This is a genomic window from Paenibacillus sp. FSL M8-0334, assembly GCF_038000405.1.
Taxonomy (GTDB): domain Bacteria; phylum Bacillota; class Bacilli; order Paenibacillales; family Paenibacillaceae; genus Paenibacillus_AQ; species Paenibacillus_AQ campinasensis.
Genome location: NZ_JBBOCH010000002.1, coordinates 1519910 through 1544586 on the forward strand (window position 1 = coordinate 1519910; position 24677 = coordinate 1544586).

Genomic DNA, 24677 nt, shown 5'->3' on the forward strand with positions numbered 1-24677 from the left:
CATTCGGGGCACCTGTAATGAACACAAGGCAGAGGCGTTGCCGCTCTTCACGCAGCCTAACGAACTTCCCCGAAATCCTTAATGACCACTTTAATCTTATTCTCCACTTCAACATGAGGAAATTCTTCGCGCCAATTCATCTTCTTCCAGTTGGCGTAACCGATCTTATTGCGCACAGCCGATCCGAGGCCGAGGCTGTCCACTTTGTGCTGCTTGAGCAGCGCGATCATGCTGTCCGCTTTACGGGTAAGCTTGTCGGAGATGCGGCGCTCCAGCTTATTCCGATCCTGTTCATTGCTAATCTCCAGATCACCGAGAAATTCCAGAATGGAGCACATAATTTTGATCTCACAGCGGACTTTAATCTGCTGATTATGGTAACTCACCTTTAGCTTTCTTCCGCTGACAAGCGAGCTGAGCATGGCGTATTCCTTCTTGTCTCCGTTCTCCGAAAGATCTACATTGATCTCGCCTTCCTTAAAACTGCCTTTCAGAAACGCAAAAATCATCGTATCATCTGCAGGGATCTTGGCAACATAGCGATCGTCCTGGAACAGGGCGATGCCGTTGATCTTAATGCTGTTCCCCATATCTTTGATAATAGGGGTGATCGGGTCGATGCCATCGTCAAACAAGTCCCGCAGGAAGCTAAGGATGGTCACCCGGGGAATGGTCTGCCACGAGGATTCCTTCTCCAGCAGGTGGTCGATATATTTCCCGGTTCTCGGGTGCTGGTCATAGTCCTTCCTCAGAAGCTCCCCGGCATTGCCTTCTACGATACTGATCTTTAACTCCGGCGATATGGAAGGGTCTCTAATGAGTGTATCCATATAGCGGTAGATCCCTTTTTTTGCCATCGACAATCCGTACAGCGCGTTCCGTATCTGTCCGCTGACCAATATGAGCTGGGTTTCTCGGGACATTTTAATCCGGCCATTCTTGGTGTTCTCAGCAACCACCGTCAAGACTTCCCGCTTGGCAGAGGCTTCGGGGTCAGCCATCGGAATAGAGGCGGTGATGCTCAGCATGCCGTCTGGCAGCAGGTCATAGCTCGTGGTCTGAACCATGCCGAGATCCTCCAATATACGCGAGTCAGCCGCACAGCCAGATGCCGTCAAGCTGAAACACAGAATAACACACAGGATCGCCTTCTTCATCCGTGCTTCACCACCTTTCTTCGTTGGATAAGGAGCAGCAGAATAAGGATAACCGGCAACAGGAAAGCAATGACGATCTGGGCGCATCCGAGCAGATAGAGAACTCGAAGAACCTGATCGAGGGCGACAGGGACTGTCGAGACGATGAGGGAGCAGAGGATAATCACAAAATAATGCACACTGCTTTTCAGTTTCGGAAAAATTCTCAAGGTGCTCTCGCCTGCCGCCCAATAGTACATAACCAGCGTGATCAGCGTCGTGAACAGGAAGAACCCATAGAATAGATTCTCGACCCGTTCGATAAAGGGCAGCTTGATATACGCCAGCAGATCAAGTAAGGGAAACAGCATTTTCTTGAGCAAATTATGGCCCGCAATCCCATAAGAAACGATCCCGAGCATCAAATAGAAAAAGGTTCGAATCAGATGGCCGTACATGACAGCCTTCATCAGCTTTGTTTTTTTGTTCACGTACGGGAACAGAAGAAGGCTAAGCTCATAGCCGATATACGCGATATAAATGTTCAAAAAGCCGGTGAACATATCCCCGCCCTCTTTAAAGAGAAAGGTGGTCAGCCGCTCCAGTTTAATATCGTCCAGCGCTTTGAACACGAGCAGATTCATCCAGATTGTAGAGAAGAAGAAAACGGTTGAAGCTTTGGAAATGTTATAGACGCCTTTGATCACTAATAGAAAGGCAAGGATATCAATCGCGACCTTGAATACCATCGGACTGGTTGTAGGGAAAGCATACATTTGAAAAATAAGCACGTACTCTTTGGCTACGAGACAGCCGATCATCGACCACAGAGCCGCCAGACCCAAATAAATAGGGAACAGGATGAACTTCGGAATGCTCTTCTCCAATATTTCAAAGATGGATCTTCCATTCGACATCCGGTGCACGATGGCGATCAGCATCAGGTTCACGAGAACGACAAGCGAGGTAAACAGCGCCATAAGCCAGCCATTCGTTCCAAAATGCAGCGCCTCCAGATGAGTGATGCTGAAGACCACGACACCGGTCTGGATCATATAAGTCAGGATCATCACGTGAAAAAAGGAGAGTTTTTCCTTCAACTTGGTCACCTTTTCATTTTTTGTCTTGTCTTATTCTGTGCCCGGTTCTGCGTTGGCCGCCGGTTCAGCAGGCGGAATGGGAACCGGAAGAATACATCTCTCCAATCGTAGGGCTGAAACGGTGCCACCGGCGTCAAATAGGAGCTGCCAAGGCTAGTCAAGCCGCTTAGATGGATGACCATATAGGCGATACCGATCACAAGACCCAGGTTCCCCCAGAGACCGGCCAGACAAATCAGACCAAAGCGAAACAGGCGAAAGGCAGCGCTCATAATGTAGCTTGGAATGACAAAGGAAGCGATCGCCGAGGAGGCGACGGATATGATCAGAACATTGCTGGTCAGCCCCGCCTGCACAGCGGCCTGACCGATGACAATACCGCCTACGATACCGATCGTCTGGCCGATCTTGGTCGGCAGCCGGGCGCCTGCTTCCCGGAGGAGCTCAATGGTTGTCTCCATCAGGAGCGCCTCGATAATAGGGGGGAAAGGTACCCTGCTTCTGGATGTGGTCAGCGTCAGGATAAGATTCTCCGGGATCATCTCGTAATGAAACGACGTAATCGACACATACAGCGCGGTAAATGTTACGGTAATGACGAGCGCCATAAACCGCAAGAACAGGGTAGCCGTCCCGATAGCCCAGCGTTGATAGTAATCGTCGGCCGAAGCAAAAAACTCAAAGAAAGATGATGGCGCGCTGAGCAGAGACGGACTTCCGTCAACCAAGCAGACGATTTTTCCCGATACGAGCTTGGAAGCGATGGTGTCCGGCCGCTCGGTAGTCATATACTGGGGAAACATCGAATAGGGATTGTCATCGATGCATTGCAGCAGCATGTTCGTATCATGGATCGCATCGATTTCCACATTTTTGATTCGTCTGATCAGCTCGGACAAATAATCTTCATTCGCGATATCTTCCATATACAGGACATAACAATCGGTCTTGCTTATCTCCCCGACGGATAAATGAATCACCTTCAGATGAGAGCTGCGCACTCGTTTGCGGATTAATGACAGATTGGTGAGCGCATTCTCGTTAAAAGCTTCATGGGGACCATTGATGATGGACTCGCTCTCGGATTCCTCCACGGATCGGGAGGCAGGGAGCGTAACATCTGCCAAATAAGCCACGTTGTTATAGAAGATGGCGGCGTTGCCGGATAGAATTCCTGTGACACAATCCTTCGCATTTTGCACCTGTTGGAATTGAGATTGTTCATTCAGTATGATATCGGCCGCCGGTGCAGCAAGCAGAGGAGGGAGCAGGTCCCGTTGAAGCTTGTCCTCATTGATCATATGACTGAAATATATGACATCCAGGCCTTCACGCGGGTATCGATGATGGATCAGATCGGCACTTCGCTTGAATTGATCCAGAATGTGCTGGAGATCGGCGGAGGCGTTCTGTTCCGGCTTATCCTCGTTATGGTTATGGTCCTGATCCTTGTTCGTCTCGTTTAACGGATTGAACAGCACTTTGCGCAGCATGGATGTTAAGATGCCCATCATGATCACCCCGGATGCTATATGATTGTCTAAGTATGCGGAGTTTCATATTTTTTTTCCCAAATGATGGGTGGGGCTCGTGAAGATGAAAAGCCGGGGAAGAGGGGGAGATGGATAGCGGGAGGCACGTACGGAGATTGGTGTTTTGGATATTGCTAGTTTTATAGGTCGGTATACCTAAAATCTTCGCTGGATTGCGCATTATATCTGTTCAGAGCCGAGGAGATAGTGTACCATATTTGGTGAAAGATTCCTCTCAATGGAAATGGAAATCGAACGAAAGCGCGCAATTCCCTAGCGGATAGATGAATTAGGAGTGGTGCTGTTGTCATTTAATATCATGAAGCTCCTATTTGTTCCGGTTATTTCGGTATTTATTATGATCTCCTCTGTATATCTCGGATATAGCTCCAACATTCCCGTCATGGTCCTCACGGCGATCCTTCTCTATGGCAGCATGGTTCTGGACCGGAAGTACAAATGGCTCCGTTATGGGCAGTTTCTGTTCTTGGGAGCGTTTCATTTATCCACCCAGCTGAACTGGTGTGTGCTGCTGTACTACATCCTGATTATTCATCTGATCCACCGAAAAGCGAGCTTAAAGGAAACGCTGCCGATCAGCGTTCTGCTCGTGCTTCAATATTCGCTGATCCGGCAGGTGTACATGCCGCCAACCAGCTATAACCTGCTCGTAACGGTATTTGACTTTATTTCCTCACTCGTCGTTGTGTTCTCCTACCACTTCGTTCACCGGCTCGAGTATGAGAAGAGCAAGCTATGGAAAGAAAAGCAATTCCTCACCTTCCACGACGTCTTGACCGGACTGCTGAATTATGATGGGTATATGAACAAGGTTCAGGAACTGGTAGAGTACCGCACGCCATTTCAGCTGGTTCTGCTTGACATTAACAATTTCAAGTCATTGAATGGCAAAGATATATCCACCGCTAACGAAATTCTGATCAGCATGGCCAAAGCCATACAGCTCAGATTTGATGAGCATCTAATCGGCGCTTCTAGATATGCGGGTGATCGCTTTGCGATTCTATTAACCGAGCAGGCGGTGATCGATGACGAGAAGTTTAAGTTTGACGCGATCGGGGTCAAAGTATGTTACAGCATTACCTGTTATCCGCATGAAGCTTCAACGTTCCAGGGGCTGATTACGATGGCGGAGGACCGGATTTTTCAGATGCGTCGGAATGTGTGGCTAAGAGAGCAGGACGAGCTGTTCCGTACGGAAAAAATGAAGATGATCGGAGAGCTGGCGGCAGGCATGGCGCACGAGATTCGCAATCCGCTCACCTCCATCAAAGGCTTTATCCAGCTGTCCAAAATTCAAAATTACAACATCAAGCCCTGGTACGATGTCATTATGGGAGAGATTACCCGCGTTGGGGAACTGACGGCTGAATTCCTGCAGTTCTCGAAGCCGCATGCCAGCAACATGAAGCTGGAATCGTTGTCCGGATGCATGATTCGGGTATACTCCTTGTGCGAGTCCGAGGCAGCCTCCTATGGGCATACGTTCTCACTGGATTTGCCGGATCAGGAGATTAAAGCCAACATGGACCGGGACAAAATTATTCAGTTATTGATCAATTTGATTCGCAATGCGTTCCAGGCGATGGAGAAGACGGGGCATGTTTCGTTTTCTTTAACAGAAGAGAGCAGGGTGGCGGTCATTCAGGTAACGGATACGGGGAAGGGCATTCCCCCGTCTGATCTGCCCCAAATTTTCGAGCCTTTCTATACAACTAAAGAAGAGGGCACCGGTCTTGGGTTATCCGTATGCCAAAAAATTGTGGAGGATCATGGCGGGAGAATTATGGTTGATAGTGAAGTGGGGACGGGCACAACATTTACCGTCCGGATTCCGATTGTGACCGAGGTCGATTAAGAGGTCGATTAATTAGAGGCTTAACCGGCATAAGCACTAGGACAAGGCTATCCGGAATAGGCAGGCTGGAAGCCATCCCGATACTCAGGCTGGAAGCCATCCCGATACTCAGGCTGCCGGCTTGAGATTGCCGCCGGGGCTTTCCCTGCTAACTGATCGGAACCACTGGTACCCGAGGGCGATCATCATCATAATGTCCACGGCATCTCCGCCATAATACATCAGCATGCTGCCGGTCTCTGCCTGAGCTAGAGGCACACCTACAGGCGGGTGGGCATAAAGGTGCTTGGACAAAATGTTGTGTGCGGCCGCTGCGAGAATGAGCACAATGACCCGAAGCGGGAGCCGGTACCGGTGGGGAGCCGGCTCATTGGCAAGGATGGAGGCGGTGAACAGATACCCTGCCAGAAACACATGAATATGAATCAGAGTATATAGGAAGCGCGATTCGTGCATGGCCGCATATAAATCGGTCGTGTAGAGAACCCACAGGCCGCCGATATTCAGCAAAGCCGCCATGACGGGATGACTTATGATTTGCACATAACGGCTTTTTAACAGACGGGTTAGCCGCCGTGCGGAGCTTGTGCGGAGCGTGCGCAGGAGCAAGGTCACCGGGCGGGAGAAGGCGATGAACAGCGGCCCGATCATGCCGAGCAGCAGATGTACGGTCATATGAGCGGTAAACTGATGGTGAGCCTCCTTAGCCACTGGTCCGATGAGCGATGCGGCAAGGCTGGCCAAGCCCAGCGCCCAGCAGATAGAGCGGAGCACCGGCCAGCGCTTAAGATGCCGGCCGGTGGCCCGCGCAGCTGCAATATAGGCCACGAGCAGGGCTGCACCTATGACAAGCACGAGTGTGCCCGGGATGTGATAATCCAATGAGTGGGCATTATGTACATGATGCATAATTATAACCTCCGCGATAATGAGTGGGGCTGCACGGCTTTCTCGTCACGTTCTGGTGCGGCGGATGAGAAACAGCCCTGCTGTGAGAACGATCGCTGCAAGGATGTTCCAGGTAAGGTCGTAGGGCAAGACATCGACCTCATACCGGATCTGGTGCAGCCGCATCAGCTTGTGCTGAATGATGCCATCATACAGCTGGAAGCCTCCGGCACCGGCAAGGGCGCCACCGATCCAGCGCATGCTGTGCAGCGCTTGACGTCTGCGAAGATCGGCATACATGAACAGGGAGGCGATCGTTGCAAACCAGCTGAACGCATGGAACAGTCCGTCTGTGACGAGACCGACACTGGTCGTTGAACGGTCGTAGAAATGATGCCAATGTAGCAGCTGGTGAAAGACAAATTCGTCAATAAAGGCGACGAACCCGAGGCCAAACAATATGCCGGACCACAGGCTTCGCTTTGCATTTTTTTGCATGGGCATACTCCTTTGGATGATCTGCTTGGTTCATCGTTCAAGCGGGTGGATAGAATTCATTACCCCATTCTGTCCGGTCTGAATGGAAGTCAAACCGAAGCAGCAGGAAGGAAGACAAACCCGGCGTCGCTGTTGTGCCAGCCGTTGATAGAAGTCAGAGTAGGATATAAGGATCTGGAGGCTAGACAGGGAAGGGACGTAAAGCCGGTTAATACCGGTTAATACCGGTTAAAGCGGGCCACCCCTGCCTTTGGATAAAAGACGGCATAAGAGGGAATCTTGTGGGATGAACGTCATTACGAGGAGTTGGCATGGATGTACCATTTGTACACGCACAATGATCTGGACGGTGTCGGATGCGGCATTATAGCCAAATGCGCTTTCGGTGACCAGACCAATGTCCGCTATAATTCGGTCAACGGATTAAACCTGCAGGTAGAACGGTATCTGGACAGAATGTCCATTCCGGATCATCCGTATGACATGCTGTTCATTACGGATTTATCGGTGAATCCCGAGGTCGAGAAGCGACTGCATGTGTTTGTTGATGAGGGCGGTCATGTTCAGCTCATTGATCACCATAAAACGGCATTGCATTTTAACCAATATGAATGGGGGCTTGTTGAAGTCCATCACCGGGACGGCCGGCTCGCATCGGCAACTTCCCTGTTCTACGAATATTTGATTCAACACGGACATATTGCTTCAACGGAGACGATGGACCAGTTTGTAGAGCTGGTTCGGCTGTATGATACCTGGGAGTGGGAGGAAGTGAACCGGGTGGAGGCCAGGCGGCTCAATGATCTGTTCTATATGTTGTCCATTGACGAATTTGAGGTCAAGATGGTGGAGCGCCTGCGCCAGGGTCAGGGTTTCTATTTTGACGAATTTGAAGAGAAGATTCTGGAGATGGAAGAAGGGAAAATCGAGCGTTATATCCAGCGCAAGCAGCGGGAGATGATTCAGACGTACGTGGATGAATACTGCGTTGGCATTGTGTATGCCGAATCGTATCATTCCGAGCTTGCAAATGAGCTTGGCAATCTCCACCCGCATCTGGATTACATCTCAATTCTGAACATGGGCGGCCGTAAAATGAGTCTGCGAACGATTCATGATCATGTTGACGTCTCGGAGGTGGCCATGCGTTACGGAGGCGGTGGACATGCCAAGGCTGCAGGCTGTACCATAACGGAGGAAGTCTACCGCTTGTATGCGGCGGAGCCGTTTGAACTGGAGCCGATTCGGTTCGATGCCGTCCGGAACCAGTTCAATGTCAAGGGCGCAGAGTCCGGCGTGTTGTACGAAAGCTGGGGGGAGGACCTGCTGTTCGTCTACGCACAGGCAGGCGAATGGGTGATCGAATGGAACGGGGAGTCACTGCCGTTTCGTTTCTCTACGTTTCACGATGCCGAGCGGCATATGAAGCGCCAGTATGGAGCATGGCTCGCCCGGGACGACGTGTATGTGCAGATGCTGAAGGATCAGCTGATCAACACCCGAACGAGCAGGGAGCTGGAGCGGCTCTCGCTAACTTCGGATCGGGATGATGAGAAGACGCTTGAGGATGGTTAGCCGCGCCTGTTGCGCGAGCGTGCAGCCCGTGCGTGGAGCCCGTGTCGCCGCGGGCGCAGCAGGTGAGGTGCGTGCTTGGAGCGGGTAAGACCGTACCCCCGGCACTACTGGCACAACAAAAAAACGGACTGCGTGAGGCAAGCCTCGCGCGGTCCGTTTTCTTATTAACTTGGTTAGTGATTTGATCGGGCAGTGATCACGAGTACCAGCCCCATACGAAGATGAACAGGGTGCCGAAGATGGTCACCAGTCCGACAAACAGAGCGTAGGCAATGTTGATATACACGGATTTTTTATCTTCGCTCTCGCCTGCATGCATGAACAGCACGAGCTGTACGGAAGCCTGCAGGACGGCCGTTACTACCAGGATGGCCATTTTCGAAGCAAACGGCATATCGAGCAGAACGACCAGCGCTACCGCCGAAAGGACGAGGGAAGAAATGTAACCCGCAACATGCTTGATTGGAAACAGCTGTTTCAACATATTACATCAGTCCTTTCAGGTATACAAAGCTGAAGATAAAGATCCATACAACGTCCAGGAAGTGCCAGTACAGCGAGAATATAAACGATTTGTTCGCTGTCGAGTGATCCAGACCGTGCTTCTTGAGCTGGATCAGAATGACGCTTCCCCACAAGAGACCGAAGGCCACGTGAGCACCGTGTGTGCCGAGCAAGGTGAACAAGCTGGAAGCAAAGGCGCTGGTAGAGAGCGTCAATCCTTCATGCACGTAGGTGAAGAACTCATAAATCTCAATGCCCAGGAACGCGGCGCCGAGAAGCAGGGTAATGACGATGAACATCATGGTCTGCTTCTTCAGGCCGAGCCGCATCGCATGGATCGCAAGCCCGATGGTGAAGCTGCTTGTCAAGAGCAGGAAGGTCTCCAGCAGCACCGGTGTCAGTTCAAAAATTTCTGCTCCGCTAGGACCGCTGGCATAGCGGTTCACCAGTACGAAGTAGACGGTAAACAAGGTGGCAAAAAGCGCAATTTCAGCTCCAAGGAACAGCCAGAATCCAAAGATTCGGTTTCGATTCTCTTCCGTTCCGTATTCAAGCGGCTGAGTGGCATCTATTTTCATACCGTATCACCCCGCAGTTTCTGTTCGGTTTGAACAATTTCTTCAGCCGGAATGTAATAGCCATGATCACGTTCAAAGGACATGGTAGCCAGAATGATCAAGACGGCGATTCCGGCGATGATGGACGGTGTCCACCAGCTGAATACCAGGAAGAAGCCCAGGAAGAAGAAGGCGACACCGAGTACAAACGGTTTTCCGGTATTGCTTGGCATATGAATTTTCGTAATCTTCTCATCCGAGAGCGGTTCATTATTCTTCTTCGCAAACCAGAACGCATCGCGGCCTTTCACTTTAGGTGTAACTGCAAAATTGTATACCGGCACCGGACTTGGCGTTGACCATTCCAGCGCGCGTGCATCCCAAGGATCGCCCGTTTTGTCGCGTGGCTGGTAACGTGTACTCCAGTAGATGTTGTACACAAGAAGAATGAACCCGATCGCCAAACCGATCGCACCGATCATGGACAGCAGGTTCAGCGGACCGAACCCGGTTTCTTCCGAGTAGGTGTAAGTCCGGCGTGTCATCCCTTGCAGTCCCAGGAAGAACATCGGGAAGAAGGTGACGTTAAACGAAATGGCGATAAACCAGAATGCCATCTTGCCAAGACGTTCGTTCAGACGGAAGCCGAACACTTTCGGGAACCAGTAATGGAAGCCGGCAATAACGGCAAACACCGCACCTGGAATGAGCACATAGTGGAAGTGGGCAACCAGGAACATCGTGTTATGGTACTGGTAGTCCGCACTGGCCATGGCCAGCATGACACCGGTCACGCCGCCGATCGTAAAGATCGGGATGAAGGCCAGGGAATACAGCATAGGTGTCGTGAAACTGATTCGGCCCTTATGGAGCGTGAAGAGCCAGTTGAATATTTTGACCCCTGTCGGAACGGCAATCGCCATCGTTGTAATGGAGAAGAATCCGTTGACCATTGCGCCTTGACCCATTGTATAGAAATGGTGGGCCCACACAAGAAAGGACAGGGCGGAAATGACAACCATACTCATAACCATCGAGGTATAGCCGTACAGATTCTTTCTTGCAAACGTAGAGATAATCTCACTGAAAATACCGAATGCAGGAAGAATAACGATATATACCTCAGGGTGTCCCCATACCCAGAACAGGTTCGCCCAGAGCATATCCATGCCGCCATTGGCCATCGTAAAGAACTGAGAGCCGAACAGACGGTCAAACATCATGAGCAGCAGCGCGATCGTAAGCACCGGGAAAGCGAAGATGATAATGAGACAGGTGATTAGCACCGACCAGGTGAACATCGGCATGCGCATCAGTGTCATTCCCGGAGCGCGCATTTTCAGAATCGTAACGATAAAGTTGACGCCGGTTAACAGCGTACCGATCCCTGATATTTGCAGGGACAAGGAATAATAGTTGTTGCCAACCGTCGGACTGAATTCAATGCTGGCTAGCGGGAAATAAGCGGACCAGCCTGCGTCCGGCGAGCCTCCAATAATGAAGGAGATGTTGAACAGCATCGCGCCGGCAAAGAAAAGCCAGAAGCTGATGGCGTTCAGCTTAGGGAAGGCAACGTCACGCGCGCCGATCTGCAGCGGAACGATCACGTTCATCAAGCCGAAAATGAAAGGCATCGCCATGAACAGAATCATAATGACGCCATGCGTCGTGAAAATCTCGTTATAGTGCTGTGCGTCCAGAAACTTCATTTCTGGCGCTGCGGTTTGAGCACGCATCAGAAGGGCGTCAACGCCGCCCCGGAACAGCATGAGAAGGGCGCAGATGATGTACATGACACCGATTTTCTTATGGTCTACGGTTGTCAGCCATTCCCGCCACAGGTATCCCCATTTCTTGTAATAGGTTAAACCGAATAGGATCGCCAGCGAGACGAGAACGATGCTCACCATGGCCCCGTATATTAGCGGATCTCCGGTAACGAAAAATTCGTCCCATTTCATAAGGGTCTTGCTCCTTTCTGGATGTATGAAGTGAACCGGGCTTGCCTCGGCAAGCCGGATTTAGTGCCCGTCATGACTACCTTGCTCGTCATGGTTGTCGTGTTCATCCTGTCCATGATGCCCGTCATGCTCAGTATCCGGGCTTTCGTCGGAAGAATGGTCGCCGCCGCTGCCATGATGATGGCCTTCTTCTGGCGGAGGGCTAAACTCAAGATGAGTCGATGAAAATGTCATTCTGCCGACATGGGCGGTGTTCAGCAGTTTGTTGAACTCGTCCTCGGTCAGCTCCGGTGCGGTCGCTTTTACGTCATCGACCCATTTCTCATATTCAGGAGCCGACATGGCCAGCGCCTCAAACTCCATATGGGCAAAGCCTTCACCGTTAAAGTTAGCGTTCCGGCCCATCATGGAGCCCGGCTCTTCCGCAACCATGTTCAGCTTGGTGATCATATCGCTCATCGCATACTTCTGACCATGAAGCTGTGGAATCCAGAAGCTGGTGATCGTACCGAAGGAATACAGTCTGAACTCAATCGGGCGATGTGTAGGAATGTTGACATAGTTCACAGTTTCAATGCCTTCCTCAGGATAGCTGAAATGCCATTTCCAGTTGGAGGAAGAGGCATAGATAACCAGCGGTTTCTGGCTCTCGTAGCCTTCTGGCACATTCTCTACAGCAACGGTTGTTTTAACAGTAACAACAGATAGAATGGCAACGATAATAATCGGAATCGCAGTCCAGGTAATTTCCAGCCAGATATTTCCCTCCTCGTGAGGGGGCTCATATCCTTCGTTAGATTTTCTGGCCCGGTATTTCGTCAGCATATAAATGTAGAGCACGTAAACGACGACCAAGACCCCGATCATCATCAGAATCGAAAATATGATCGTATCCGATAGTGTTCTGGCAGCGGGTCCTTTCGGATCCAGAACCGTAAGCGAGCTGCATCCCGATAAGAGCAAAACAGCGCTCAAAAACAATGCAAGTAACGGTCCTCTTTTCTTCATGATGTACCCCTTTCCTTGAAACGGCTTCATTCGATTCAATAGTTTGATTACCCTTATACTAGGAAGTAATAAATTTCTTTGCAAAACATATAAAATAGAAAAAATAACAATAAAATCCATATTCGTGGCGATGTGTTTAAGATTATGTGTTCAAATTGTTACAAAACAGCGGGGATATGAAAGAAATCATTGTTATGGCGCGGTTTTCCGACTGTTCATTGTTTGTTCAAAATTTCACGAGAGTTCCCAGGATCGTCACAATTTCAGACTCGTTTTCGCACCGAAAACGGGGGTGAATGGTGGGGGAGAAGCGGGAGAAAGCCCTTGCCAGCAAGCGATTCAGCGCGATATGAGATTTTTTTCACATAAAAAATGGAAGGTCGTTCACTTAAAGTGAGGCTCCATCGCTCCCCGATGCCGGGAGGGGGTTCGCGCGGGATTCCCGGCAAGGGCATTGGGATGAATCCGATGGATGGCTTTAAGTTGAAATGGCCTGATTAATATTGCTGGATCAGATCAGCCAGGCGTTGCAGCCCGAACTCCAGCTGCTCCAGGGAGGCATAGGCATAGGACAGCCGAAGATGCTGACGATCCTGGCGGTCGTACACTTGACCGGGGTTGAGAAGAAGTCCTTCTTTCAGAGCCTGTTCGAATAAGTGGCGGATGGGGATCTTCTTCATAAGGTGAAGCCAAATGTAAAACCCGCCTTGCGGCACAGTCCAGGAGGCGAGCCCTTGAAAATGCTGTTCCAACAGGTTAAGAACGAGGTCCCGGCGCTGCTTCAAGGCAGCCCGAATCTCGATCAGATGCTGTTCATATTGCCCGGTAGCCAGCCAGCGGGCAACGGCAAACTGGGACAGGGAGCTGGAGCCGTAATCGGTCTGCATCTTGATATCTGCCAGCCGGTTGATGACCGGCTCAGGTCCGGCAATCCAGCCGATGCGAAGCCCCGGTCCAAGCGTCTTGGACATGCTGCCGATGTGAAGAACCATCCCTTGGCGGTCCAGTGCTTTCAAAGGCGGGGGAGGCGCTTCATCAAACCACAAATCCCGGTACACATCGTCCTCGATAATCGGAAGACGTTCCTGCGTGCATACTTGCAGCAGCGCCTTGCGCCGTTCTGCCGTCATCAGAATACCCGTCGGATTATGAAATGACGGAATGGTATACAGCAGTGCGGCGTTATGCTGGCGCTTGAGCCGGGCGAGGGTATCTGTGCGGATGCCGTGATCGTCCATCGGAACCCCTTGAAGGCTCATGCCAGCTGATTGAAAGACATGGACCGAGTTCAAATAGGATGGGGTTTCCAACAGAACGGTGGAGCCACGGTGAAGCAATCCGAGCGAAATGAGCTGCAGCGCCTGAAGCCCGCCAGATACAATCATAATGCCGGCCGGAGACGTCTCGATCCCTCTGGCGTGAAGATGCTCGCTTAGCACCTCCCGCAGGCGGAGGCTGCCTTTCGGCTCCGAGTAGCCAAGCGTGAACGGCTCGTCTGCCTCGGCTTCGCTAAATATATCCTTCATTTTCTGCACGGGCAGCAGCTCGGGGGAGAGTTCTCCTGTTCCGAGGCGGATCATACGGTCATTCGTCTCGGCGTCGTTAATCTGCTGAATGATTTGAATATTCGGCTGATAGGAGCCGGACTGTACGTAGTGGTTCCAATCGGGCGGCGGCTCGGCTGCTAGCGCATTCCAGGTATTATTCACAACGACGGTACCTTTACCGACCCGGGCCTCTAGCAATCCGTCCGCAATCAGTTCGTCGAGGGCATAGATAACCGTGCTCCGGTTGACAGCAAATTGGGCGGCGAGCTGCCGCTGGGAGGGGATGCGGGTCCCGACCGGCCATTCCCCGCTCATGATTTTGTCTTTCATATCTTCATAGATTTGTTGATAGAGAGGAATTCGGGAGGATGTGTCCCATTCGGATGGTGAGCGCATAGTCAGTCCCCTTCCTGCTTCGTATGGGTCCATTATATCGAATTGGTTGGGATGGATGTCAACCAATTGGTTGGAGACTTGGTGAAGTGGATTCATTACAATGAAGCCAAATGATGCTGGAGGAATTGAGGATGCTACAAGCAATGATTCATGGGCTGATTCTGGCTTTCGGACTTATCCTACCCCTCGGGGTACAGAATGTGTTTGTGTTTAACCAGGGGGCTGTGCAGCCCAATTTCAGCAAGGCGCTGCCGGTAATTCTGACAGCTGCGCTGTGTGATACCCTGTTAATTACGCTGGCGATTATGGGCGTATCCGTTGTCGTGCTGGAACTGGAAGGGCTGCGGGTGATGCTGTTTTTGTTCGGCATCTTATTTCTGATCTATATGGGAGTAACAACGTGGCGCAGCAAGCCGTCGTCCCTCGGAGAGGAGAAGCTCGAATCCCTCTCCCCAGGCAAGCAGGTGGCGTTCGCGATGTCGGTATCTCTGCTTAATCCGCATGCGATACTTGACACCATCGGTGTTATCGGGACAAGCTCACTGACCTATTCAGGAGCGGACAAGACCGCTTTTGCATTGGCGTGCATTACGATTTCCTGGTTGTGGTTCATCGGGCTCGGGCTGGCCGGAAGAGCTGCCGGAAGACTGGATCGTTCGGGAAAAGTGCTATCTCTGCTGAACCGTGTCTCGGCCATCGTGATGTGGGGGACGGCAGGATACCTTGCGTACAGTATGTGGATGGCGTAAGGGTGCGAGCCGCTTGCATCACTATCCTATCGGTGAAGAGAGTGAGCCTAGTGCGATGAGATGATCCCGATGGTTCAGGGTGAGCCTTGCACGGTTATCCCGTTAGCTCAGGGAGGGAGCGTTGCAAGATTATGCCTTTGGCTCAGGAAGTGTGTGTATCGCGATGATCCCGATGGTTCAGGGTGAGCCTTGCACGGTTATCCCGTTAGCTCAGGGAGGGAGCGTTGCAAGATTATACCTTTGGCTCAGGAAGTGTGTGTATCGCGATGATCCAGATGGTTCAGTGTGAGTCTTGCATAGTTATCCCGTTAGCTCAGGGAGGGAGCGTTGCAAGCTCTGCGCAGGTCCGGTCGGGTAGAAATTCGCCAATTTTTTAAGCCTCCGATTTAAGCCCTCCAATTCAGGTCTCTCCGTTTTAAGTTTTGTTTCTTCCCCACTGTCTCGGCTTCCTCTCATCTCCTTTTTCGGGAGCTCTTAATTTCCACTCCCTGAATGAAAGGGATGATGAACTGAATGAACGAATGGCCCCTGAACGAAAGGGATAATGAGCGAATGGTACCTGAACGAAAGGGATAATGAGCGAATGGTACCTGAACGAAAGGGATAATGAGCGAATGGTACCTGAACGAAAGGGATAATGATGCAAAGAGGGTGGCGGGGGTACGGAGACAGCAGGCTAAAAAAATAAATTTTGAGACATGTTAATCAATCGATAATTTCAATGACATGAAACGTGACATCAATACGACATTTTCATTGGTCTGTTCGACAATTTGTGATATATTAATGTAAATTACTACACAAAAGAACAGGTGAACGAAATGAGATACTGGATGGATCGATTGCATGCTATGGGATTAAAAACCAAGCTGATGCTGCTCTTTCTTCTAATTGCCGTTACTCCCCTCGCCGTTCTTGGTATATTCTCCTACCAGAAAGCCTCCAGTGAAATCCAGACCAAAGCGAACGAGATCATTCTTGAGAATTTATCGCAAATCAATCATAGTCTCAATTATTTTGTAGAAGATATTGAACAACTGTCCATGTATCTGTACAGCAATAAGGAAATTCAAGATATTTTGTCCAAGCCCGCATCGCGGAGCGCTGAAGAGAAGTACCGCGACCAGCAGACGGTTGCGGCGATCTTAAACAGCTTTCTGGGCTTCAAATCGTGGGACATTCAGCTTTATGTGCTGGGAGAGAACGGGGACCGCTATTTTACCGGGAATTTTATCCCGAGCTCCTACCTTCGATACAACCCGGATTGGGGGCTGTTCCGAAAGGCGAGGCTGGCTGGCGGCGATGTTGTGTGGGATACCCATTATTCGCTCAAAAAATATGAGGATTACGGCGCAGTGCTCAGCTCGGGCAGATTGCTCAAGCAGATTGAGACCGGCCAACCGCTCGGCTACTTTGTCGTCGATATTATGGAATCCGCATTTGCCGATAAATACGATAAGGCTTACCGCTACGACGGAGGCGAGGTGTATCTGCTTGATGATAAAGGATATATCATATCCAGCCGTCATTCTAAGCTCGAGGTTGGCACCCGTCTTGAGAAGCCGTACTTGGACGCTGTTTTGCAGGAGAAGAAGGGCTTTTTTCGAATCGAGGAAAATCAAACGGAGCATATGGTTATCTACGACTCCTCCGATCTGTACGGCTTCAAAATGATCAATGTCGTGCCGGTCACGGCACTGACAGGGGAAAGCTCGAAAATCCGTAATTTTACGACCTTTATCATCATATCCGGAGTCATGCTCTCTTACTGTGCTGCCTATTTGTTATCCGACTATATTACACGTCCGCTCCGAAAGCTGCGCCGGCTGATGAAGCAGGTAGAGAAGGGCGACCTGGAGGTGAGCTTTGATTCTCGTTATCGGGACGAGGTTGGCCATCTCGGAGGCAGCTTCAACCAGATGCTAGAACGAATCAAGCGGCTCATCCATGAGGTGTATGAAAAGCAGGAGAAGGTTCAGGAGGCGGAGATGAAAGCGATCCAGGCCCAGTTTACTCCTCATTTCCTGTATAACGCGCTGGATTCGATCAATTGGATGGCGCGTATTCATAAAATCGAGACGATCAGTAAAATTGCGGTATCGCTTGGCAGTCTGCTTCGGTTCAGCATTCGGAGGGGAAACACGGTGATCCCGATTCGTGAGGATATCGAGCAGATCCGCAACTATTTAACGATTCAAGAAATCCGCTATCGGGACAAAATCACGATTCAACTGGAACTGGACGAAACGATTCTTGATCTGTGCATGCCGAAACTGCTCATTCAGCCACTGGTGGAGAATGCCATCATACACGGGCTGGAGACCAAGCCCGGACAGGGGCATCTCCTCATTACCGGCCAGCGAATAGGAGAGCGGGTGCAGTTTGTGGTCGAGGATAACGGCACCGGCATCGCTCCTGACGAGCTGCACCGGATTCAGCAGGGGACGTACGCTCCCCTGAACGGAAGCAGCACAGGGATCGGACTTCACAATCTGATGCGCCGGCTGCAGCTGCATTTCGGTTATGCCTATAGCTTGCGCATTGACAGCGTTCCGGATAAGGGCACACGGGTATGTCTGTCTATACCGGTGATTAGTGATAGACGGGAGGGACTAGGCGATGTTCAAAGTTCTTATAGCTGATGATGAATGGATGATTCGAGAGGGACTTAAACAGACGATTGATTGGGAAAGCCTCGGATGCGAGCTGGTTGGCGAGGCAGCAGATGGAGAACTGGCGCTGCAGGCGATACGGCAGCATGAGCCGGACATTCTCATATCAGACATTCGTATGCCGGGCATTGACGGGCTCGGAATGGCTTCGGCCGCGAAGGCGCTGTATCCCGAGTTGAAGATTATTTTTCTGACCGGCTTTGATGACTTTGCTTATGCACAGCAGGCGATCAAGTTGAATGCCAGTGATTTTGTGCTCAAACCTACCGATCCCGATGCGCTCATGCAGGCGATTCAGAAAGTGTGCAAGGAAATTGCGAACCAACGGCAGCGCTCGATCGCGATGGAACAGCTGTTAAGCTGGAAGAAGGATGGGGAACCGCTGATCGTTCAGAAGCTGCTTTATGATCATTTGTTAGGCGATCAAGAGGGCGACTCGGTTCGGAAATTGACCGGATGGTTATTTCCGGAAGGTCGTACCATGCCAGTCAGGGTGGTGGTGGCTAAGGTTGGGCTGTCTACCGATGCGAAATCCGTTGTGGACGGACTATGGCTGCAGCTGAGGTCACAGATGTGCAGATACGCCATCGGGGGGCATATGCTGCGGATGAATGAAGGGCATGCCGCCTGGCTGTTGCCTGGAACCGATGAGGCTGTCGGTCTGCTGCAGGCTGGCCTGCCTGGGATTAGAAGCGGGGATGTATGTTTTGGGGTGAGTGCAGTGCATGAAACGCTTGAACAGCTCGGGCAGGCGTACAAGGAGGCGCTGCAGGCGATTAAACAGATCGCGGGCCATGAGAAGCAGGACAGGCCTGTCGTATCTGTCTACGGCGAGCTCGAACATATGGATCATCACGCGATACATCTGGCGGAAGGCTTCCGGCAGGTAGAGCTGTATATTCATAATCATTATCACGAGGATATCAGCCTGCAGGGGCTTGCTGCGATGTTTCATATGAGCGAGGCGCATTTCAGCCGCTTGTTCCGTAAAAGGACAGGGGTTAGTTTCGTGGAGTACGTAACCCGGCTTCGAATGGAGCAAGCCAAGCGTTTGCTGGAAGATGAACATGTGCGTGTGTATGAGGTGTCCCAGGCCGTGGGTTACCAGGATTCCCGCTATTTTAGTCAAATCTTTCGGAAATATACGGGAGAAACGCCGTCTGAGTATCATAAGAAAACGGAAAAATAACCGATGATGTAAACCTGATGATGAATATAAACGACGATGAAGGAGGCTTTGATTGCAAAAGCCTCTTTTTTGTCTAAACAAGATGTCGAACAAAGCAAAAATTTAAACATTTATGAAATTTTGTCTCGTTGAGAGGCACCGGGATGCCCGTTATAGTAGGAAATGTGGAAGGGAAAGTGACACAGATTATAAGGAGGGTTTAAAAATGAGAAAAAGATGGTTAACAGCGCTCGTTTGTGTAATTTTGTTGTCAGGTATTCTTACGGCTTGTGGTTCTTCAAGCGGTAGCGCGGGAAGTGGAGGCACAGACGCCGAATCTAAATCATCCGGCAAGCTGACCATTTATTCACCGAATGCTGCCGAAATTAACAATCCGATTATTAAGGAATTCCAAGACCGGACCGGCATTTCAGTAGATCTGATCTCCGGTGGCACCGGAGAACTGCTGAAGCGTGTAGAGGCCGAGGCGAACAATCCGCTTGGCGATATATTCTGGGCTGGCGGGGCCGATTCTCTAGCTTCTTTCGCCGAATATTTCGAGCCTTATTCTACTTCGGAGAAAAGCAGCATTTTCCCGGGCTATCTGGACCCTGCCAACAACTGGACGCCATTTAACGCCCTTCCAATGGTCATTACGTATAACAAGGAATTGGTGCCTGAAGATGAAGTGCCTCAGTCCTGGGAGGATCTGCTTGATCCGAAATGGAAAGGACAGATTGCCTTCGCCGATCCTGCCAAATCCGGTTCGTCTTATACTCAGCTCGTTACGATGCTGACGGCATTTGGCAAGGATGACGAGCAGGGATGGGAATATGTGAAACAACTGGTCGACAATATGGACGGAAAAATCCTGTCCGGCTCAAGCCTTGTGCAGCGCGCAGTTCCGGATGGTGAGTTTGCTCTCGGCATCACGCTGGAGGATGCTGCGCTGCGGTATATGGAAGGCGGAGCTCAAATTGGCATCATTTATCCAAGTGAAGGTACTTCGGCTGTACCGGACGGTGCGGCGATTATTAAAGGCACGAAAAACTTGGAGGAAGCCAAGCAGTTCATGGACTTTCTCGTAGGCAAGGATGTGCAGGAGCTGGTGCAAAGCGAGTTCAAGCGCCGCTCGGTGCGCGATGATGTCAACCCGGTCGAAGGTTTGCCGCAAACCGTTGATATTGAATTGGTTGAGTACGATTTCGAGTGGGCTTCAGACAATAAAGAAGCGATTATTGAACGATTCACCAACATCATGATGGGCATTGAATAATGAAATGGGAGGGCGGCTGGTGTTTCGATAACCAGCCGTTCTCCCGGATATGGAGGCATCTATGAGTTCAGTAGTTTTCAATCATGTAACCAAGTATTTTGGTGAGAACAAGGCGGTAAATGATGCGCATTTTTCAATAGAAGAAGGGGAGTTCTTTACACTGCTGGGACCGAGCGGATGCGGGAAAACGACGCTGCTTCGAACCATCGCAGGGTTTTACCGGAACGAAGAGGGGGATATTTATTTCGGCGATCGGGTCATTAACGATGTTCCGACTCACGAGCGCAATATCGGGATGGTGTTCCAGAATTATGCCATCTTCCCGCATCTGAGTGTGTTCGATAATGTAGCGTATGGTCTTCGGGCTCGCAAAATGGGCAAGAAAGAGATTGAGACAAAGGTAATGGAGGCGCTGGAGATGGTGGAACTGTCTCATCTGCGCGACCGAATTCCCAGCAATATGAGCGGCGGGCAGCAGCAGCGGATTGCACTGGCGCGTGCCATTGTCATCCGTCCGGCCCTGCTGCTGATGGACGAGCCGCTCTCGAATCTGGACGCGAAGCTGCGGGTGAAGATGCGCACTGACATTCGCCAGCTGCAGAAGGAGCTCAATATTACGACGATTTATGTGACGCATGATCAGGAGGAGGCGCTGGCGGTATCCGACCGGATCGCTGTCCTGAATGAAGGCGTCATTCAGCAAATTGCCACGCCGCAGCAAATTTACCAGTATCCGCATAATCGGTTTGTGGCCAATTTTATCGGCACCTCGAATTTTGTGGAAGGCAGCTGCGAGAAAGATCCGGATAGCAGCGGACATGCTGGGATCATACAGCTGCTGGGAACGACGCGCAAGCTGTCCCTTCACAAGCCGTATGAAGGCAAGGTCGTTTTTGCGATCCGTCCGGAGCAGGTGCATTTGAGCGGCGAACCGGCCTCGGACCACGCGGTACAGGGGACGGTGAAATCAGTCAGTTTTTTGGGAGACAAAGTCAGCTATCTGATCACACTGCCCGACGGCTCCGTCATGGATGTACACGATTATCCCGGCAAATCGCAGCATCTGTTCCGGGAGAAACAATCGCTGTTCCTGGATATCCAGCTGGAGCGCACGGTGATGTATGACAGCACCGGCCAGGAGGTGATTTACCATGCTGGCGAGGCCTAATCCGGCGGGGGCGCCTACCGTAAAGCAGCGGCTGCTGCTTACAAGATGGGATTTCTGGACGTTTGTCACCTTCTGTGTGTATATTTTTATGCTGGCTTTTATCGTGTATCCGCTCGTGTCTTTGTTTTTCAACAGCTTTGTCAGTAAAGACGGCGGGTTCACACTTCAGAATTATCTCAACTTCTTCAAAGTAAAGTACTATCACCAGGCGCTGCTGAACAGCTTCCTTGTATCCAGCCTCGCCACCGTGCTGGCGATTCTGATCGGCACGCCGCTGGCCTATATTGCAACCCGGTATGACATTAAATTCAAGGGCTTGATGCGTTTGATGGTCATTATGTCCTTGCTGTCCCCGCCGTTTATCGGCGCGTACTCCTGGATTTTGCTGATGGGCAACAACGGGTTCATTACGAAGTTCATTCGGGAGCTGGGCATTCAGATTCCTTCGATTTATGGCTGGCACGGCATTGTGATCGTGTTCGCGCTGCAATTCTACCCGCACATCTTCCTGTATGTGTCAGGGGCGCTGAAAACGATCGACACCTCGCTTGAGGAAGCCTCGGAGAGTCTCGGTATGACGGCCTGGAGGCGGCTGCGCACCGTGACGCTGCCACTGATCTTTCCAACGTTGTCTGCGGGAGCGCTCATGGTGTTCATGGCCTCGTTCGCGGATTTCGGAACACCGATGCTGCTTGGGCAAGGCTATAAGGTATTGCCGATTCTTGCTTATGAACAGTTTGTCAGCGAGATGGGAGGCAATCCTGCGATGGCCAGTACACTGAGCGTCATCATGATCTTTTTCTCGACCATCATTCTGTTCTCCCAGCGTTACTTTGTTTCCCGGAAAAATTATTCCATGACCGGGATGCGAACGCCGGTTGTGAAGAAGCTTAAGCCGATGCCCAAAGTGCTGTTGACGGTGCTTGTCTTTATTCCGGCCTCCATATCCATTCTGCCGCAGTTGACAGTGCTTGTTACGTCGTTTCTGGCGAAAAGCGGACCGGTATTCCACCGCGGCTTCAGTCTGGACAGCTACAAGGAAATTTTCTTCCGGGTGCCGAAGGCGATTCTGAACACGTACTCCTACTCAGTATTGTCGATCATCATCATGGTCATCGCCGGCATGCTGATTGCTTATTTGCTCGTACGGCGCAAAAACAAGCTGACCGCGTTTATCGACGGGATCGTGATGATTCCGTACATCATGCCGGGAACGGTGCTGGGCATCAGTTTGATTATCGCCTTTAACAAGCCGCCGATCGTGCTGACAGGCACATGGGTCATTCTAGTTATCGCCTATGTGGTCCGCAAAATTCCATATACGATCCGGTCCAGTACAGCTGTGCTGCACCAGCTTGACCGAAGTGTGGAGGAGGCCTCCGTCAGTCTCGGTGTACCGCCGATGAAGACCTTCTTCAAGACGACTGGACGCCTGATGGCTCCCGGCGTCATGTCCGGTGCGATTCTCAGCTGGATTACAACGATCAACGAGCTCAGTTCCACGCTGGTTCTGTATTATGGTGCCACAGCCACGATTTCGGTTACGATATACAGCGAGGTCTTCACGTCCAACTACGGCACTGGCGCCGCGCTGGCTTCCATTCTGACGCTGACCACGCTTGTGTCCCTGTTGATTGCCAACAAGCTGTCGGGCAGCAGGGGGCTGTCCTTATAGCGATATTCCCCAGCAATTCATGGTTCCCATTCGTTGTCTCTGCCTTTTATAATGTAGAAAAAGTATGGGAGAAGGTTGGTGAGCGCCATGTGGGAGAAATGGGGACCAAGCAGGAACAGCGCTGTCTGGATTGTCATTCTGCTCATCGTTGTGGTCAGCTTGGTCGTCTATTCAACCTATTTCCAGCGGCTTGGAAGTCCTCCGGAACAGAGAATCCGGGAAGTGGTGCGGATGGAGGTCTGGATATACAGCAACGAATGGGAAGGCCTGCTTCGGTCATATCAGCAGGAGAATCCGGATGTTGAAGTGAGCATTCGAAGCTTTCAATCCTATGATGCATTGGCATCCGAGCTGTCAGCAGCGATTTCTGCAGGCCGGGCCCCGGACGCTGCGGAGATTAGCAACGCTTATGGATTGAAGGAATGGATCGATACGGGGGCCCTGCAGCCGATCGAACCAGACGGGCATGCACCGGAGTTAACGGCTGCCGCTAGAACCGCGTTCACCTATAACCATGCGCTGTGGGCCGCTCCTGTCGGAGCCTCAGTGCCGCTTCTGCTCTATCATCAGGACAAGCTGCAGAATGCGGGTTATCCGACAGATGTCGAGTACCATGATCTGAACCATATGGCAGAGGTGCTGTCGTCGTGGATTCAGGGTCTGAAGGACCGGAAAGCATCTATCAAATGGAATCAGACACTGGCCGTGGATGACAGCTTGTCACTGGTGTTTATGAACCTGTGGGGCTTACCAAGGGACGTGGACGGACAGACACACCTGCAGGAGCTTCTAACCACGTGGCATGCGCTCGTATTTGATTACGGGGTTATGTTCCCGCTGGAGCATAGGCTTGCATTAAGTGAATTTATGGACGGGCAAATCTTGTTTCTCATTACTGATTCACAGAAAATGAATTGGCTGGATCGCTATATTGCCGGAAAGTTCAAATACGGAGCGCTTCCGGTACCGGGAATCACAGTGCAGGGCATCGCGCCTCACTACAGTGCTTTTGTTGTCCTCCAGGGAGGAGAAGGCACGCCCTGGGCCAACGAGCTGGTGCGGCACCTTCAATCGAAGGATGTGCAAGAAAGTCTAATCGCTAACACCGGGTATATCCCGGTGCGGGAGGACACGCTGGCTTCACTAAAGCGGAATATGAAGGAGGCTGACGCGGATATGCTGCTGAGGCTGAGCGAATCCTTCCTGAGTATTCAGCCATCGGAGGATGATTACAGAAGGTGGAGGCTCATTGCGGATTCCCTTACCCAATTGGAAATCGAAAGCCATCCTGATGTGGAACGGATGACAGCAGAATTGCTGCCTCTACTTCCATAATCGGGTTTGATCAGAAAGAAACTATAGAGAATAAGATGCGGTGCGAAAGTGCC

General features: G+C 51.1%; 19 protein-coding genes. 9 read left to right on the forward strand and 10 right to left on the reverse strand.

What is annotated here, in order from left to right:
- Positions 1–56: 56 nt before the first annotated feature.
- The 3 genes from MKX64_RS21110 to MKX64_RS21120 are packed head-to-tail and all read right to left on the reverse strand — an operon-like array spanning position 57 to position 3750.
- Complete coding sequence (locus MKX64_RS21110; RefSeq protein WP_095265315.1) at positions 57–1157, reverse strand: Ger(x)C family spore germination protein; 1101 nt, start codon at positions 1155–1157, stop codon at positions 57–59.
- On the reverse strand, positions 1154–2236 hold the full coding sequence (locus MKX64_RS21115) for a GerAB/ArcD/ProY family transporter (protein WP_095265314.1): 1083 nt from the start codon (positions 2234–2236) through the stop codon (positions 1154–1156). The genes MKX64_RS21110 and MKX64_RS21115 overlap by 4 nt, the downstream gene beginning before the upstream one ends.
- 5 nt (positions 2237–2241) lie before the next feature.
- On the reverse strand, positions 2242–3750 hold the full coding sequence (locus MKX64_RS21120; RefSeq protein WP_341037277.1) for a spore germination protein: 1509 nt from the start codon (positions 3748–3750) through the stop codon (positions 2242–2244).
- Positions 3751–4072: 322 nt separating this feature from the next.
- On the opposite strand from MKX64_RS21120, the gene MKX64_RS21125 reads away from it, so the two are divergent.
- A complete protein-coding gene (locus tag MKX64_RS21125; RefSeq protein ID WP_095265312.1) occupies positions 4073–5647 on the forward strand; it encodes an ATP-binding protein in 1575 nt (524 codons plus the stop codon).
- Positions 5648–5755: 108 nt separating this feature from the next.
- Here the strand turns inward: MKX64_RS21125 and MKX64_RS21130 are convergent, their stop codons facing one another.
- Both MKX64_RS21130 and MKX64_RS21135 read right to left on the reverse strand, forming a co-directional pair.
- The gene (locus MKX64_RS21130) at positions 5756–6556 is read right to left on the reverse strand and encodes a cytochrome c oxidase assembly protein (RefSeq protein ID WP_141235799.1); all 801 of its coding nucleotides are present in this window, start codon (positions 6554–6556) and stop codon (positions 5756–5758) included.
- A gap of 45 nt (positions 6557–6601) precedes the next feature.
- A complete protein-coding gene (locus MKX64_RS21135; protein WP_413773628.1) occupies positions 6602–7033 on the reverse strand; it encodes a DUF2243 domain-containing protein in 432 nt (143 codons plus the stop codon).
- A gap of 315 nt (positions 7034–7348) precedes the next feature.
- On the opposite strand from MKX64_RS21135, the gene MKX64_RS21140 reads away from it, so the two are divergent.
- Positions 7349–8608 (forward strand): DHH family phosphoesterase, encoded by a 1260-nt coding sequence (locus tag MKX64_RS21140; protein WP_095265309.1) that lies wholly within the window; start codon positions 7349–7351, stop codon positions 8606–8608.
- 196 nt (positions 8609–8804) lie between these two features.
- Here MKX64_RS21140 and qoxD read toward each other — a convergent pair whose 3' ends face one another.
- From qoxD to pdxR, 5 genes are all read right to left on the reverse strand, one after another.
- Positions 8805–9092, reverse strand: coding sequence for a cytochrome aa3 quinol oxidase subunit IV (gene qoxD, locus MKX64_RS21145; protein ID WP_095265308.1), 288 nt, complete (start codon positions 9090–9092; stop codon positions 8805–8807).
- 1 nt (position 9093) lies between these two features.
- Positions 9094–9690: a cytochrome aa3 quinol oxidase subunit III gene (gene qoxC / locus MKX64_RS21150; RefSeq protein ID WP_095265307.1), complete on the reverse strand. Its 597-nt coding sequence runs from the start codon at positions 9688–9690 to the stop codon at positions 9094–9096.
- Positions 9687–11630, reverse strand: a complete 1944-nt coding sequence (gene qoxB, locus MKX64_RS21155; protein ID WP_095265306.1) for a cytochrome aa3 quinol oxidase subunit I — start codon at positions 11628–11630, stop codon at positions 9687–9689. The genes qoxC and qoxB overlap by 4 nt, the downstream gene beginning before the upstream one ends.
- Positions 11631–11690: 60 nt before the next feature.
- Positions 11691–12638 carry a cytochrome aa3 quinol oxidase subunit II gene (gene qoxA / locus MKX64_RS21160; protein WP_341037281.1) on the reverse strand — a complete coding sequence of 316 codons (948 nt, stop codon included), beginning with the start codon at positions 12636–12638 and terminating at the stop codon, positions 11691–11693.
- Between the two features lie 497 nt (positions 12639–13135).
- A complete protein-coding gene (gene pdxR, locus MKX64_RS21165) occupies positions 13136–14581 on the reverse strand; it encodes a MocR-like pyridoxine biosynthesis transcription factor PdxR (protein ID WP_341037283.1) in 1446 nt (481 codons plus the stop codon).
- 131 nt (positions 14582–14712) lie between these two features.
- Here pdxR and MKX64_RS21170 point away from each other — a divergent pair, with 131 nt between their 5' ends.
- The 7 genes from MKX64_RS21170 to MKX64_RS21200 all read left to right on the forward strand — a co-directional run bounded on the left by MKX64_RS21170 (position 14713) and on the right by MKX64_RS21200 (position 24624).
- Positions 14713–15330, forward strand: a complete 618-nt coding sequence (locus tag MKX64_RS21170) for a LysE/ArgO family amino acid transporter (RefSeq protein ID WP_155618537.1) — start codon at positions 14713–14715, stop codon at positions 15328–15330.
- 833 nt (positions 15331–16163) lie between these two features.
- Entirely contained in the window at positions 16164–17972 is a 1809-nt protein-coding gene (locus MKX64_RS21175) for a cache domain-containing sensor histidine kinase (protein ID WP_230875771.1), read from the forward strand.
- On the forward strand, positions 17950–19191 hold the full coding sequence (locus tag MKX64_RS21180; RefSeq protein WP_341037286.1) for a response regulator: 1242 nt from the start codon (positions 17950–17952) through the stop codon (positions 19189–19191). Before MKX64_RS21175 ends, MKX64_RS21180 begins: the two co-directional genes overlap by 23 nt.
- A 205-nt stretch (positions 19192–19396) precedes the next feature.
- Positions 19397–20446 carry an ABC transporter substrate-binding protein gene (locus tag MKX64_RS21185; RefSeq protein ID WP_095265297.1) on the forward strand — a complete coding sequence of 350 codons (1050 nt, stop codon included), beginning with the start codon at positions 19397–19399 and terminating at the stop codon, positions 20444–20446.
- A 61-nt stretch (positions 20447–20507) separates the two neighbouring features.
- Complete coding sequence (locus tag MKX64_RS21190; RefSeq protein ID WP_155618535.1) at positions 20508–21614, forward strand: ABC transporter ATP-binding protein; 1107 nt, start codon at positions 20508–20510, stop codon at positions 21612–21614.
- Entirely contained in the window at positions 21598–23289 is a 1692-nt protein-coding gene (locus tag MKX64_RS21195) for an ABC transporter permease (protein WP_095265295.1), read from the forward strand. The genes MKX64_RS21190 and MKX64_RS21195 overlap by 17 nt, the downstream gene beginning before the upstream one ends.
- 87 nt (positions 23290–23376) lie before the next feature.
- Positions 23377–24624, forward strand: coding sequence for an extracellular solute-binding protein (locus MKX64_RS21200; protein WP_176475424.1), 1248 nt, complete (start codon positions 23377–23379; stop codon positions 24622–24624).
- The last annotated feature ends 53 nt before the right edge of the window (positions 24625–24677 follow it).

Excerpts from the sequence above, each read along its gene's own strand:
- MKX64_RS21110 (WP_095265315.1), bottom strand. The coding sequence starts at position 1,157 with ATGAAGAAGGCGATCCTGTGTGTTATTCTGTGTTTCAGCTTGACGGCA.
- MKX64_RS21120 (WP_341037277.1), bottom strand. The coding sequence starts at position 3,750 with ATGATGGGCATCTTAACATCCATGCTGCGCAAAGTGCTGTTCAATCCG.
- MKX64_RS21130 (WP_141235799.1), bottom strand. The coding sequence starts at position 6,556 with ATGCATCATGTACATAATGCCCACTCATTGGATTATCACATCCCGGGC.
- MKX64_RS21135 (WP_413773628.1), bottom strand. The coding sequence starts at position 7,033 with ATGCAAAAAAATGCAAAGCGAAGCCTGTGGTCCGGCATATTGTTTGGC.
- MKX64_RS21140 (WP_095265309.1), top strand. The coding sequence starts at position 7,349 with ATGTACCATTTGTACACGCACAATGATCTGGACGGTGTCGGATGCGGC.
- qoxD (WP_095265308.1), bottom strand. The coding sequence starts at position 9,092 with ATGTTGAAACAGCTGTTTCCAATCAAGCATGTTGCGGGTTACATTTCT.
- qoxC (WP_095265307.1), bottom strand. The coding sequence starts at position 9,690 with ATGAAAATAGATGCCACTCAGCCGCTTGAATACGGAACGGAAGAGAAT.
- qoxB (WP_095265306.1), bottom strand. The coding sequence starts at position 11,630 with ATGAAATGGGACGAATTTTTCGTTACCGGAGATCCGCTAATATACGGG.
- qoxA (WP_341037281.1), bottom strand. The coding sequence starts at position 12,638 with ATGAAGAAAAGAGGACCGTTACTTGCATTGTTTTTGAGCGCTGTTTTG.
- pdxR (WP_341037283.1), bottom strand. The coding sequence starts at position 14,581 with ATGCGCTCACCATCCGAATGGGACACATCCTCCCGAATTCCTCTCTAT.
- MKX64_RS21170 (WP_155618537.1), top strand. The coding sequence starts at position 14,713 with ATGCTACAAGCAATGATTCATGGGCTGATTCTGGCTTTCGGACTTATC.
- MKX64_RS21175 (WP_230875771.1), top strand. The coding sequence starts at position 16,164 with ATGGATCGATTGCATGCTATGGGATTAAAAACCAAGCTGATGCTGCTC.
- MKX64_RS21180 (WP_341037286.1), top strand. The coding sequence starts at position 17,950 with ATGTTCAAAGTTCTTATAGCTGATGATGAATGGATGATTCGAGAGGGA.
- MKX64_RS21185 (WP_095265297.1), top strand. The coding sequence starts at position 19,397 with ATGAGAAAAAGATGGTTAACAGCGCTCGTTTGTGTAATTTTGTTGTCA.
- MKX64_RS21190 (WP_155618535.1), top strand. The coding sequence starts at position 20,508 with ATGAGTTCAGTAGTTTTCAATCATGTAACCAAGTATTTTGGTGAGAAC.
- MKX64_RS21195 (WP_095265295.1), top strand. The coding sequence starts at position 21,598 with ATGCTGGCGAGGCCTAATCCGGCGGGGGCGCCTACCGTAAAGCAGCGG.
- MKX64_RS21200 (WP_176475424.1), top strand. The coding sequence starts at position 23,377 with ATGTGGGAGAAATGGGGACCAAGCAGGAACAGCGCTGTCTGGATTGTC.